This window comes from Devosia sp. A369 (assembly GCF_054489345.1).
In genome coordinates, this window is sequence record NZ_JBTMWV010000001.1 from 454,990 (window position 1) to 468,475 (window position 13,486).

Below are 13,486 nucleotides of genomic sequence, written 5' to 3' on the forward strand. Positions count from 1 at the left end.
CGTTAGTTCAAAAACACCGTCACCGTGTCACCCCGCCCTTCGGCGTCGACCACCGATAGCGTCACATAGCCGGGCCCATCGGGCTCCCACAGGCTTTGCCGGGCGAAATCGGGGCGACCGAAGGGCGCACCATTGGCGAAGAAGGTGAAGGGCGGCACGCCGTTGCGCACCTTGATCATCAGCGGCGAGATATCGCCCGAAGCCAGCCCCAGATCGACATCGACGCCATCGCCGGGAAAGGCAATCTGCGGCGCGGCATGACGGGCAACCACCGATTCATTGGGGTGGCGAAAGCGGCGCAGCGGGGCCGGCAGCTCGGTGTTGGAGGCAAAGATGGCGCCGGCCGGGGCGCGCGGCAACGGGGCTTTGCGATTGCCCAGCCGGTCGAAGGCCTCGAACAGGATCGGCGCGGCGCCAAAAATGCCCGACAGGCCCGGCACTGGCGCACCATCGGGGCGGCCGACCCAGACACCGATCACCGTCTTGCCGTCAAAGCCGATCGACCAGGCATCGCGATAGCCATAGGAGGTGCCGGTCTTGTAGGCGATGCGCCCCGGCGAGCCATTGAGCGGCGGCGGCACGTCGGCCAGAATGTCGGCGACATACCAGGCCGAAAGCGGATCGAGCACCGGCGCAGCCAGTTCAGGCAGCGGCGCGGGCCGAATGCCATCATGCAGCTGGATCGGCACCCCGCCATTGCCGATGGCGCCATAGACGGCCACCAGATCGCGCAAGGTGATGCCAACGCCGCCCAAACCAACAGCAAGGCTGGGGGCAGTATCGACCGGCAGACGCGGATCGGCATGGGCCCGGCGCAGGCGCGACACCAATCGGGCCGGGCCGACCGCGTCGAGCACCACCACGGCGGGAATATTCAACGATTCCGTCAGCGCATCGTGAATGGAAACGGTGCCGCGACTAAAGCCGTCGAAATTAACCGGCACGTAGGCGCCAAAGGCGGTGGGGCGATCTTCGATCAGGCTTTGCGGATGGGCCAAGCCCAGTTCGAAGGCGAGGCCATAGATCAATGGTTTGAGCGTCGAGCCGGGCGAGCGGATGGCGTTGGTCATGTCGACATAGCCAGCGCTCTCGGCACTGAACAACCCGGCGGAACCCACCGAGGCGAGGATTTCGCCGCTAGCAATATCGGCGGCGACGATGGCCACCGACACTTTGGGATCGATCAGCCGCGCCCGGCCGGCGGCCAGCCGTTCGAGCGCATCCTGCAGGCGCTTGTCGATGGTGAGGGCCACGCTGCGCGCTGTCGGCTGAGCGCGAGTGGCCTGCTCCGCCATATGGGCGGCCAGCATGGGGAAGTCGCGGCGGGCACTGGGCACCGGCTCGCGCTTGGCGGCAATGGCTTCTTCCTCGGCCAAAGTGCCCAGAGCCACCAGCCGGTCGAGCACCATGTCTCGGCTGCGCTGGGCGGCCAGCGGATCGCGGTCGGGGCGGCGGGCCTCGGGCGATTGCGGCAGGGCCACCAGCAAGGCGGCTTCGGCGGTGGTGAGCCGGGTCGGCTCCTTGCCGAAATAGGCCAGACTCGCGGCGCGAATGCCCTCGATATTGCCGCCATAGGGGGCCAGCGTGAGATAGAGATCGAGGATTTGGTCCTTGTCGAGCGCACGCTCCAGCCGGTCGGCATGCACCATCTGGCGCAGTTTGCCCCAGGCGTCGCGCGTCGGCTGGCCTTCGATCAGTCGGGCCACCTGCATGGTCAGCGTCGAGCCGCCCGACACCACCCTGCCCCCGGCGCCAACGAACTGGCTGGCGGCGCGCAGCATGGACGACCAGGCGATACCGCCATGCTCGGCAAAGCCTCGATCCTCATAAGCGATCAGCATATCGAGAAAGCGCGGATCGACGGCCGTGCGATCCACCGGCAGCCGCCAGCGGCCATCGCGCGTGGTGAAGGGGCGCAGCAACAAGCCGTTGCGGTCCGTGACGGCGACCGACACCGGCATAGTGGCCAGCTCAGGCGTTGGCGGCAGGGTAGAGGCGATGTCCGAAATGACGGAATTAAGCTGGATCGCACTTGCCGCTGCAGCGACAAACAGCGCGAAGCCGGTCAGTGTCAGCCACCGCGCCAGCCCTTTGCGGGGCTGACGCGGCGTTGGTTCGAGCGAATTTACCGCCGTGTCACTCATGGCCCGGTCGGCGTGACCTCGATGCTGCCGGCGGCAGTGTTCGCCCGGAATTCGGGGCGATACATGTCTTCCACCGTGGCGCCGGGCAGCACGAATTGACCGGGCGACACCGCCCGCACCAGATAGGCGGTGGTAAAACTGCCGGAGTCATCAAAGTAGCGGAAGGCGGCAACATATTGGTCGGTGCGCGATTCCACATGGTTGGCGCCGTCGAGATCGAGCCAGCTGAAGTCGGAGACGCCACCGGCAGCCGACAGGTCGGGATTTTCGATCTCGAAGCCCGCCGGCAGCGGATCGGCCAGCAGATACTGGCCCGAGCCAAGATTCTGTGGCCGCACCGTCAGCACCACCACCAACCGCTCATTCTGCGCGATGGGAGCTGCCTCGGGATCAATCGGCGTGCCATCGGGCAGGAAATATTCGCGGATCAGGGTGAAGCCATTGCTGGATTCATCGGGTGGGGTGGCGGGATAGCCGGTCACCGACAGCTTGGCCTCGGTGGCATTGGCGCCCGTGTTGGCAATCTCCACCGGAGTGAAGCCAGCTTGCTCGTAGCGGCGATAGACCTGGCCGGTGAGCGCCTCGCCATCGAGCATGATCGAGCCATCGCTGGCCGCCGCGCCGAGTGCCGCTGCGGCCATAAGGGTCCAGCTATCCTCCTGGGTGGAGGTGTAAGTGGCCCGGTCGCGCAGCTTGGCCAGTTGATTGGCCAACGCGCCCACATCGACGCTTTGCGGCTTGAACTCGGCCGCCAGTGCCAGCACGCCAGCGGTGTCGCGCAAATGGCTGCCATAGTCGCGGCGATATTTGCGCGGGTTGTCGGCTGCGGCCAGCCCGTCCATCGCCGCCGCAAAGGCGGAGTTGGCGCGGGTGGTATCGCCATAAAGCGCCAGAGCGGCACCCAGTTGCGCCTGGGCGAGCGGCGAACCGAAGGCCTTGAGGCGGGCCTCGTGATAGTAGCGCAGATCGCCCATGGCGGCCCGGCCGGCGCGCGCCAGATCGTAGAGCGCATAGGCCACGTCTTCGCCGCCATTGTCGAAATCGGCAGCGTAGGACAGCTGGTTGGACAGGTTATCCAGCGCCATGGTCATGGCCTGTTCCGGCACCGTGTAGCCCCCTGCCTTGGCGCGTAGCAGGAAGTCGGTGACGAAGCCGTCGAGCCATAGATCGCCGCCATCGAATGGCGCCCACAGGCCAAACCCGCCGCCGGAACTCTGCTTGGACAGCAGCGTGGCAATGGCATCGGTGACGGTCTGGCGCAGACTGTCATCGGTTTCGGTACCGATCAGCTTGGCCACATCGTTGAGATAGAGCAGCGGCAGCGCACGGCTCGAAATCTGTTCGGAACAGCCATAGGGATAACGGTCGAGCGACAGCAGCAGGCCGGGCACGTCGAGCCGCGCCAGCGGACCAATCGCCAGCGTGATCGAGCCGGTATTGGCCATCAGGCTGTCAAAGACATCGCTGCTCACGGTGACACTGTCGCCGGCCGGAATCGGCAGCAGGCGGCTGGTGGTCATCGGCGCGCTGGTCGGCCGCACGCCGAGGAGGAGTTCCTTGGTCTGGGTGCTGCCATCGGGCGCGGTAATGGTGACGACGAGCGGCCAATCGCCGATCTGCATGCCGTTCAGCGCCAGATTGAAGGATGTGCGGTCGCCCTTGGCGAGTTCGACATCATTGCTCTCATCGGGGGTGGCAATGCCGTCCCCGGTGGCGAGCGCAACGCCGTAAGTCCCCGCGGCGCCGTCGAGATTATTGACCTCGACCAGCAGGCGCGATTCATCGCCCACGCGGAGGAAGCGCGGCGGGCTGAGGGTGACGACGACCGGATCGCGGACGATCACATCAGCCGAGGCATGGCCAACGGCGGTGTCGGTCCAGGCCATGGCCATGACCCGCACCGTGCCGGAGAAGTCAGGCATGTCGAAGGTGATGCTGGCCTTGCCGTCAGCGTCGACCTGAACGATGCCGGAATGCAGCGCCACCAGGACCGAGGTGGGCGGAGGCGTGCCGAGGCGCGCCCCGCCACCGTCACCGCCGGAGCGCATGGCCCCGGCCAAGCCCTGGGTCGGATCGATCAGCGAGCCATAGAGGTCGCGGATCTCCATGCCGAGCTGACGCTGGCCGAAATACCAGCCGTCAGGGTCCGGCACCTTGAAATTGGTGAGGTTGAGAATGCCCAGATCCACCGCCGCGACGGCGACATACGCCGTCTGGCCGGCGGCCAGATTGCCCAGTTCTACCTTTGTGGTGAAACTCTGGCGCGGCAGGGTGACGTCGGGCGTCGTCAGCTTGACGTCGAGCTGACGGTCGCCGGGGTCGACATCGGCAAAGGCCAGGCCCAAAGCCCGCGAGGGCATGCGCTTTTCGGTGGCGTCGGCGGGGCGATAGAGGATCGCCGTGACATAGGCGCCGAGGCCCCATTCGTCGGTGACCTCCAGCGGCACGGTGGTGCCACCAGCGGGGACTTCCACCGCCTGCATGGCGATGACGCGATTATCCATCACCATCACCAGCGCGGTGCCGGCGAATTGCGGATCGAGCTTGAGCTGTGCGGTTTCGCCGACCCGATAGGCCGGCTTATCGAGCGCCACCTGCAAGGTATCGGGCGTGTCGCTGCCGGCATCGGCGTAATAATAGCCGGCATAGAATTCATAGTTGGACGAGGTGGCGTCCTCACCGGTGCTGGCCACCTCGACGCGGTAGCGGCCCCAATCGACATTGGCGCCGATGGTGACCGGGCCGCCGTCGGGGGTGTCCACGGTGCCGCTGTCGACGTCGCGGCTGGTGGTGATGGCTTCCCACTGCCAAGAACTGCCATTGCGATACCACTGATAGCGGGTTTCGATGCGGGAGATGGTCCAGTTGAGGCCGGACTTGGCCACTGCGTCACCCTCGGGCGAGACGGCGACGATCTGGAACTGGGCCTCACTGCCCTCCTCCAACCCCGAAGGATCAGCGAAGACCGGCTTGATGCCAAGGCGGTCGCCTTCAGCCAGCACCGGCCGGCTGAGACTGCGCTCGATGGTGCGGCCATTGGTGTCGACCAGCCGCAGCAGCAATTGCGCCTGGAGCGGGCGGGTGGTGGCCTGCGGTTCGGGCAGGGTCAGTTCGGCCACGGCATTGCCGGATTCGTCGGTGGTACCGACCACGCCGAGCGGTTCGCGGCTGGTTTCGATGGTGTCGTCAGTCCGGCCGAAAGTGTAGCCGGGGAAGCCGGTCAGCGTCGTCACCGGGCGGATGATCGCGTCGGCCTCGATATCGAGGCCTGGCGCAGTGGCGCCGTAGAGATATTTTGCGGCGACATCGACTTCGGTGACGGCGCCGATTTCCAACGGCGCATCAGCGGCGGTGATATCGAAGGCCAGCCGCTCGGGCTCAAAATCTTCTACGAGGAAGCTGGTGCTCGACAGCGCTGCCGCCTTGGGATCGGCATAGAGCCGAGCGGTCCACGAGCCGCGCATCGCCTCTTCAACCATCGGCAGGGCGACGAAATAGCCGCCGGCGCCTTCATCGCTCAGCACCTGCCGGCTGGCGACCACGCCATCGGGGCGCTCCACCTCAAGGGTCAGCTTGAGGCCAGTGACGGCCTCGGCGCGTTCGTCGCGCAGCAGCGCCGTGAGATACACGGTTTCGCCGGGGCGATAGACGCCGCGTTCAGTGGTGGCGAACAGGTCCAGTGGACCGGGCGACGGTCGGCCCTCGACGCCGCGATCAGTCAGATCGAAGGCCGTACGGCTTAGATCGAGGAAGGCGTAATCGCCAGTGGCAGTTTCGGCCACCAGCAATTGCGGTGCCCTGCCCCCCTTGCCCCGGGCCAGACCGGGCGCGAAGACGGCACGGCCATCAGCATCGGTTGTGGTTTCGCCGAGGATTTCATTATTGACCGCTACCAGCCGAACGCTGGCGCCAGCAATGGGCTGAGCATCGGTGAGACCGCGCACAAAGGCATGCACGCCATCATTGCCGGCAATAGTGGTCAGGCCCAGATCGGTGACGATGAACCACTGCGTGGCCATGCTATCCCAATATTCGGAGACCTTGTCCTTGATCTTGGCCGTGATGACATAGGCGCCGGCCGGCATATCGCCCAGCGTCTCGGCCACCGGAATAGCGGTGGTGGTCAGGGCATTGGGTTCGCCCCGCGCCAGATCGACCTCGCCGGTCCACACCTGCTCGCCGACGCGGTCGGCAATGTCCTCGGCGTCATATTCGGTCAGGCTGCCCTGGAAAATGCCGTCGCGCACGGCGGTGGCAATCGAACGGTCGCCGACGCGATAGATCATGACTTCCGCAGTATCGGCATTGACCGAGGTGATCGGCAGACCGCCGCCGAGGCCGGCGGGCATCACATAGGCATTATTGGCAAAGCCGACAAAGGGCGAGCGGTCGGGAATATAGACGTCGAGCACCACGTCGCGGCCCAGCGTTTCGCCATCGGCAGACGGCAGGCCGGCGCGCAGCCGAATGGAATAGCGCCCGCCATGCTGCAGGCCCTCGACACAAATCTGCTGCTGCTCGGGCTCCACCGCCGCCTGCGGCGTATCGGCCACCACGACAAAAGCCGACAAATCGGTGTGGCCATAGGGCAGTGGATCGGAGAATTCGGCGCAGACGCGGGGCGCGGCGGCATCGGCATCAACCACATGATTGGTCACGCGGAAGCCGTGCTGGGCCACCACATCCTCAAGATGGGTGGCAACGGCCGCATTTGGCGCCAGACTAAGGCTCAGCCGATAGCTGGCGATGGCCTGCCGCCAGTACTCACGATATTCCAAGCCGTTGGCCAGCGCGGCCAGCGCATCGGCGCGATCCTGCTTGTCGCTGGAGCGCAGGAAGGCGTTCATGGCGGCAGAGGTGGCGACCTGTGCCAGGTCGCCGCTCGTCTCGCCCTGGGTCTGGCCGGCAACGGCCTCGGCCCGGCTCAGCGCAGCCTGCGCCAAGGACTGCCACACCGCGCGATCATTGGCATTGACCGCCAGCGCCTGGCGATAGGCCACCATGGCGCTGACCTGATCGCCAGCAGCGGCGGCCTCATCGCCAGCGGCAACAAGATTGACATAGACCCCTTTGGGCGGTGGCGCATCGGTGATGGGGAGGTTGGCAGCGAAACGCTGCGCATTCTCGATAACGGCCTGCGCCGGAAATGGCAGTTCAGCCTGGCGCACGGCCTCGGTGACGGCCGGCGAGGGTGCGCGACTGACGCGTCCAGAGGTGGCCCCGGCAAACTCGGTCTCTTCGCCGACGCTGCCCTTGAGGAAGCACCATTTGGATTGGGTATTGAAGGTGAAGGCCCGGCAGATCTCGTCCTCGGCACAAGCGGAGGTGCAGGCATCGAGATCGGTATCGCGGATAATGGCGTAATCGAAGCCCGGCAGGTCGGTGTGTTCGAGCAGGGTTATCTTCTGGTCGGCGGCCAGCGCGGCGGGGGTTCCGAGCCCCAGCAAGACAGCCAGACCCAGCCAACGCAGATTCGTGGCGAAACGACCCATTCCTACCCTCCCAAGCTCAAGGTGATAATATGGACGAGAAGCTGCGGCGGAAACAAGGCTGCAATACACTTCGAATTTTCACTGCAGCCAGCGCTTTAGCTTCGCCCCACCCATGCGGTGACCACGCATTTGGATACCTAAAGAAAAAGGCCCGCATCGCTGCGGGCCTTTGCCTAAATTTGTGGGCTTATTCGTCCCGATATACCTTTTCGCGACGCTCATGCATTTCCTGGGCTTCCAGGCTGAGCGTGGCGATGGGGCGGGCGTCGAGCCGGGCAATGCCGATGGGCTCGCCGGTTTCCTCGCAATAGCCATAGGTATTGTCGTCGATACGCTTGAGCGCGGCGTCGATCTTGGAGATCAGCTTGCGCTGACGATCGCGCGTCCGCAGTTCAAGCGAGCGATCGCTCTCCGAGCTGGCCCGGTCGGCCATGTCCGGGTGGTTCTGGCTTTCTTCCTGGAGGTTCTCGAGAGTTTCACGGCTCTCGCGGAGGATATCCTCTTTCCACGCGTTGAGCTTTGCCCGGAAATACTCGCGCTGGCGCGGGTTCATGAACGGCTCGTTCTCGTCGGGCCGGTATTCAATCATTTCTGCAACCGAAGACATTAGTAGACTCAACTCCAATGCACCTCTAAGGCGGCCTATATATGCGCGCCAGCCTCCTCCGGCAAGCACGCAAAGCGGCGGTCCTTAACACAGGAAAGCTCCGGCGCGTCAGACGCCTAGCGCGATATTGACAACTTTTTGATGACGGAGGCTCAAATCGCCGGAAATCGTCCGAATTTGGCGAGTTCAACTCTAACCCGCAGCTCGATGTCATCGAGCAGCGAATCAAGGCCCGGCAGCGAGCGATCCCTCATCTCGGAAAGCACTGAAACCATCTGGTCCAACTGGTCAGTGCTAACCCGGCCAATCAACAGGTCACTCTTGATCTCATCGAGCAGGTCGAGCAGCGACGCTCCCCGACGCACCACCTTCTTTTTGGCGGTCAGCGGCTCCTCCACCGCCTGCAGCGCCAGAATGGAGTCGATCCCGGCCATCGCCTGCATCGGCATATTGCCGGCCACGCGCGCCGGCGCCCCACCGCCGGCCGGCACGAAATCCACGCCCGAGCCAGAGCGGCCGGCGGCACTGCCGCGGCCAACGCCTGAGGTTCGGTTAGTGGTATCGATGCGCAAGCTTGGACTCGTTCAGTTAGCGGGTGTCACCGGCAAAATCTGCCGCCAGCAGTTAATAAGACATTAACGCACCCGGCAAGAATTGCTCACCCTACCACATCCGGGACCATTTCGCAGCACTCCCCCGACCAAAAACCCATACATCTCAATAGCCTGCACCCGAAAATCAAAACTGGCACGGTTTTCGCAATGCTGTCGTCGAATGCTGCGCCATGGGGATGGCACGGCCAGACGACGGGGATGCCGGATGACCAAATCACTGCTGCGCACGCTGCTTGCCGGAGCACTCACCATGACCATGGTGCTGCTGCCGACCATCCAGGCCCATGCTGCGGCCGCCCGCATCAAGGACATTGTCGACTTCGAAGGCGTCCGCGAAAACCAGCTGGTCGGCTACGGCCTGGTGGTCGGCCTTAACGGCACCGGCGACAGCCTCAACAACTCCCCCTTCACCAAGCAGTCGCTGCAGTCGATGCTGGAGCGCCTTGGCGTCAACACCGCCGGCGAAAACGTCCGCACCGCCAACGTCGCCGCAGTGATGGTCACGGCCAATCTGCCCCCCTTCGCCACCCAGGGCTCGCGCATGGATGTGTCGGTCGCCGCGCTTGGCGACTCCGACAGCCTGCAGGGCGGCACCCTGCTGGTGACGCCGCTGGTTGGCGCCGATGGTGAGGTCTATGCCATTGCCCAGGGGCCGGTCGCCATCAATGGCTTCAAGGCGCAGGGCGATGCGGCCACCATTATCTCGGGCGTGCCGACCACCGGCCGGATTTCCTCCGGCGCGATGATCGAGCGGGAAATCGACTTTCACCTCGGCAGCCAAACCTCACTGCGGCTGGCCCTGCGCAATCCCGACCTGACCACTGCCCGTCGCATCGCGCTGGCGGTCAATGACTTCATTGGCGCCCCCACGGCCACCCCCGAAGACCCGGCCACGGTGCGCGTCACCCTGCCCCCCGGCTTTAACGGCAATATCGTCGACCTGTTGACCGACATCGAACAGCTGATGGTGGAAACCGACCAGACTGCCAAGATCGTCATCGACGAGAACTCCGGCATCATCGTCATGGGCAAGGATGTGCGGGTCTCAAGCGTGGCCGTGGCGCAGTCCAACCTCACCGTCACCATCGCCGAGAACCCAACTGTGGTGCAGCCCAACCCGCTGAGCCTGGGCGTCACGGCGGTCGAGCCCAGTACCGATCTCAATGCCAACCTCTCCGAGACCGCCTTGGCGATGGTCAATGAGTCGGTGTCGCTACAGGAACTGGTCGACGGCCTCAACGCGCTGGGCATCTCGCCGCGCGACTTGATCGCCATCCTCCAGGCCATCAAGGCCACCGGCGCCCTGCAAGCCGAAATCGAGGTGCTGTGATGGACATCATCAAGCCGCTGCCCGGCTCCAGCCTGACGCCAGGCCAGATCGCCCGCGTGCGCCAGCAGGCCGAAGAATTCGAAGGCGTGTTCCTCAACACGCTGACCAAGGAAATGTTTGCCAGCCTCAAGACCGACGAGAGCGTCATGGGCGGCGGCTTCGGCGAAGAAACCTGGCGCTCGATGCAGTCCGAGCATCTGGCCGGAGCCATGGCCCAGAATGGCGGGTTGGGCATCGCCGAACAACTGCTTCCCGACCTGTTGGCCTTGCAGGAAGCCGCCAATAACCAGAACAAATTGCCCGGAGCCTATAAATGACCGCAGCTGCCCGCCTCGCCGCCCTCGATAGCCTCCCGGCCAACGAACTCTGCCAGATGGCCGAAATTGCCCTGGCCGCCCTGGTCGATGTGATGAACCAGGAAACCACCCTGCTGCGCGCCGGCCATATGCGCCAGGCCGGCATCCTGACCCCGGATAAAACCCGCTTGGCCCAGGACTATGTGGGCTTTGCCCGCTCGGTGCAGCGCCAGGGCGACCGCCTCAAGACTCAGGCGCCGGACGCCATTGAGCGCTTGCGGCTCGGCCATGAGCGACTGGCCACCCAGATGGCGGAAAATCTGCGCGTGCTCGCCACGGCCCGCATGGTCACCGAAGACCTGCTGACCGATGTCGCCAAGGTCGTCGGCCAGCAAAACCGGGCCAAGACCTATGGCCGCGCCGGCACCATCGCAGCAGACCCCGCCAATGCGGCGCGCGGCATCGCAGTCAACCGGGCGCTTTAATTTGGTATTAATTTAAGTCAATTCGTCGCCAACCCAGTAATCAGGGCACAACAACTGCAGCGTAGAGCGGATAGATAGTCTTTATCCATTTGCAGGGACGGTGCCATGATTCTGCCGATCACCACTGACCCGGCCATTGCTGGCGGCGCCCATATGGCCGACTACCGCCACCGCACGACGCCGGGCGCCCGCCCTCTGCTGCATAACAGCACGCCGATGGCCGCAAAAAATGCCGGCGCCGGCAATGACAGCCAATTCGCGCAACCCGATGACCGCAAACCCGCGCCCCAGCCGGAACCAACGCGCCCCGACACCGCCTCGATGTTTGCCGCCGCGGTGATCGCCGGCGCCCTGCCGCCCACGCCGCAGACCATGGAAGAGCTGATCCAGCGCATCGGCATCAGTACGATCCCCGAGGAGTCGCAAGCGCGGCTCAAGGATTTGCTGGCCTAGCCCGCGAGACCCCACCCTACCACTACCGCAGGAGTGGCCCGCGACCTGATCCCGTCAGGTCGCGCAAGGCGTTGGCGCGGCGGCAAAATGCCGGACCGCAATCAGCCCCTCTTTCTGCCGGCAGACCCGGTCAAACCGGGCTTTATGTCTCGTTAACCCAGCAGCGATATTGTTGATTTGAACAGCATCTGCGTCGCCCGTTTAACGAAAATTTATGACGTAACAGTCAAGCATCCAACCGTCTCAGGATGAGGCGTTTTAAAATCGAATCCTAGAAAAGGAAGCCATCATGGCCGATATCAATCTCTCCAAAGCCGTCCGCTCCAACCTTTCGTCGCTGCAGAATACCGCGACCCTGATGGCCAAGACCCAGGACCGCCTGTCGACCGGCAACAAGGTCAACTCGGCGCTGGACAATCCGACCAACTTCTTCACCGCCAGCTCGCTCAACAGCCGCGCCGGCGATCTGAACAATCTGATGGACTCGATGGCCAACGGCATCAAGACCATCGAAGCTGCCAACAATGGCTTGACCTCGATCACTAAAACCTTGGAGTCGATGCAGTCCACTCTGCGTCAGGCTCGTCAGGATAAGTCCTTCCAGACCGAGTCCTTCTCGGTAGCGCTCGGCAATACGCTGACCGGCAGCGAGAAGATGTCTATCTCTGGTGGTCAGTTCGATACCGCGGCCCAGAACATTGACCTCACCAAGGTTGAGTATCGCGCCACACGCACCGGCACGGCCTTCGGCACGGCCAACGCCCTCGCGGCCGATGCCGAGATCACCATCAACGGTAAGAACATCAAGCTTGCCAACGGCACGACCAGCGAAGAGGCAGTGAAGGCCATCAACGATGCCGGCGCCGGCGTTAAGGCAGAACTGGTCACCGACGTCGATGGCGCCACCGCCGGCGACCAGAACGGTATCAAGCTGACTTCGACCAGCACCGGAAGCAACATTCTCGTCGAAGGAGCAACGGCTGCCCTCGGTCTGACCAATGCAACCACATCCAAGGTGGCGGCCACTCAGACCGGCACCGAGTATACTGCGCCGGCCGCCGCCACCAGCCTTACCATCAACGACACTAAGATCGAGATCGCAGCTGGCGCGACGGCTCAGCAGGCTATGGAGGCCATCAACGCCGCCGGTGCCGGTGTCAAAGCCGAAGTGATTGCCGACGTCGACAGCGGGACCGCAGGTAACCAAGCAGGCCTCCGCCTAACTCAGATCGACACCAACTCCGCATTGCGGATTGGCACTTCCGCACTTGGCTTCACTGCCAGCTCAACTGACCCCACGGGCGCAGAGAGCACTCGCGTGACAAAAACTGTCAACGATCTCGTTTCTGAGATTTCCAACAACGCCGTGTTCGATGGCAAGGTTCGCGCCACCAACGACAACGGCAAACTCCGTATCGAGAATCTCTCGACCAAGGAAATGGATATCAAGGGCGTTAATACGAACGGCACGCTTGACGGGATTTCCAGCGCCTCCAAGAAGATCAACGGTAATGACGTGCGTACGGACCTTGCCACCCAGTACAATGAACTTCGCGATCAGCTCGATAAAATGTCGGATGACGCGTCTTTCAACGGTATCAACCTGCTGCGTGGCGACAATCTTAAGATCACGTTCAACGAAAACGGCACGTCTTCCGTCGATATTCAGACTAAGGGCGCCAAGTCGGTCAACGCATCAAATCTGAAGATCGAGACGTCGCTAGAATCCGCTGATTTGGATAGCGATGCTGGAATCGACAAGTTCCTCGACCAGATCAAGGGTGCTTTGAACGCAGTTCGTTCGCAGGCTTCCGCCTTCGGCTCGAACCTGTCGATCGTGCAGAACCGTCAGGACTTCACCAAAAACATGATCAACACGCTGGAAACCGGTGCTGGCAACCTGACCCTGGCCGACATGAACCAGGAAGCTGCCAACATGATGGCTCTCCAGACCCGTCAGTCGCTGGCCTCCTCGACCCTGTCGATGGCCAACCAGGCCGACCAGGGCGTGCTGCAGCTGCTCCGTTAATCGCGGCGGCATCAGCCAATCAGGAAGGCGGGCCCA

9 protein-coding genes are annotated in these 13,486 nt (G+C 63.6%); 5 read left to right on the forward strand and 4 right to left on the reverse strand.

Going from position 1 to position 13,486, the window contains the following annotated elements; all coding sequences use genetic code 11:
- Nucleotides 1-2: 2 nt before the first annotated feature.
- The 4 genes from pbpC to ACX3OZ_RS02365 all read right to left on the reverse strand — a co-directional run bounded on the left by pbpC (nt 3) and on the right by ACX3OZ_RS02365 (nt 8,815).
- Complete coding sequence (pbpC, locus tag ACX3OZ_RS02350) at nt 3-2,144, reverse strand: penicillin-binding protein 1C (protein ID WP_459095037.1); 2,142 nt, start codon at nt 2,142-2,144, stop codon at nt 3-5.
- Nucleotides 2,141-7,636, reverse strand: a complete 5,496-nt coding sequence (locus tag ACX3OZ_RS02355) for an alpha-2-macroglobulin family protein (RefSeq protein WP_459103746.1) — start codon at nt 7,634-7,636, stop codon at nt 2,141-2,143. Before ACX3OZ_RS02355 ends, pbpC begins: the two co-directional genes overlap by 4 nt.
- A 187-nt stretch (nt 7,637-7,823) precedes the next feature.
- Nucleotides 7,824-8,243, reverse strand: a complete 420-nt coding sequence (gene dksA / locus ACX3OZ_RS02360) for an RNA polymerase-binding protein DksA (RefSeq protein WP_459095035.1) — start codon at nt 8,241-8,243, stop codon at nt 7,824-7,826.
- A 152-nt stretch (nt 8,244-8,395) separates the two neighbouring features.
- On the reverse strand, nt 8,396-8,815 hold the full coding sequence (locus ACX3OZ_RS02365; RefSeq protein ID WP_459095034.1) for a flagellar assembly protein FliX: 420 nt from the start codon (nt 8,813-8,815) through the stop codon (nt 8,396-8,398).
- 292 nt (nt 8,816-9,107) lie between these two features.
- Here ACX3OZ_RS02365 and ACX3OZ_RS02370 point away from each other — a divergent pair, with 292 nt between their 5' ends.
- From ACX3OZ_RS02370 to ACX3OZ_RS02390, 5 genes are all read left to right on the forward strand, one after another.
- On the forward strand, nt 9,108-10,187 hold the full coding sequence (locus ACX3OZ_RS02370) for a flagellar basal body P-ring protein FlgI (RefSeq protein WP_459095466.1): 1,080 nt from the start codon (nt 9,108-9,110) through the stop codon (nt 10,185-10,187).
- Nucleotides 10,187-10,504, forward strand: a complete 318-nt coding sequence (locus ACX3OZ_RS02375; protein WP_459095033.1) for a rod-binding protein — start codon at nt 10,187-10,189, stop codon at nt 10,502-10,504. The genes ACX3OZ_RS02370 and ACX3OZ_RS02375 overlap by 1 nt, the downstream gene beginning before the upstream one ends.
- Nucleotides 10,501-10,968, forward strand: coding sequence for a flagellar protein FlgN (locus ACX3OZ_RS02380; protein WP_459095032.1), 468 nt, complete (start codon nt 10,501-10,503; stop codon nt 10,966-10,968). Before ACX3OZ_RS02375 ends, ACX3OZ_RS02380 begins: the two co-directional genes overlap by 4 nt.
- A 105-nt stretch (nt 10,969-11,073) precedes the next feature.
- A complete protein-coding gene (locus tag ACX3OZ_RS02385; RefSeq protein ID WP_459095031.1) occupies nt 11,074-11,421 on the forward strand; it encodes a hypothetical protein in 348 nt (115 codons plus the stop codon).
- A gap of 289 nt (nt 11,422-11,710) precedes the next feature.
- Nucleotides 11,711-13,450, forward strand: coding sequence for a flagellin N-terminal helical domain-containing protein (locus ACX3OZ_RS02390; RefSeq protein WP_459095030.1), 1,740 nt, complete (start codon nt 11,711-11,713; stop codon nt 13,448-13,450).
- Nucleotides 13,451-13,486: the final 36 nt, after the last annotated feature.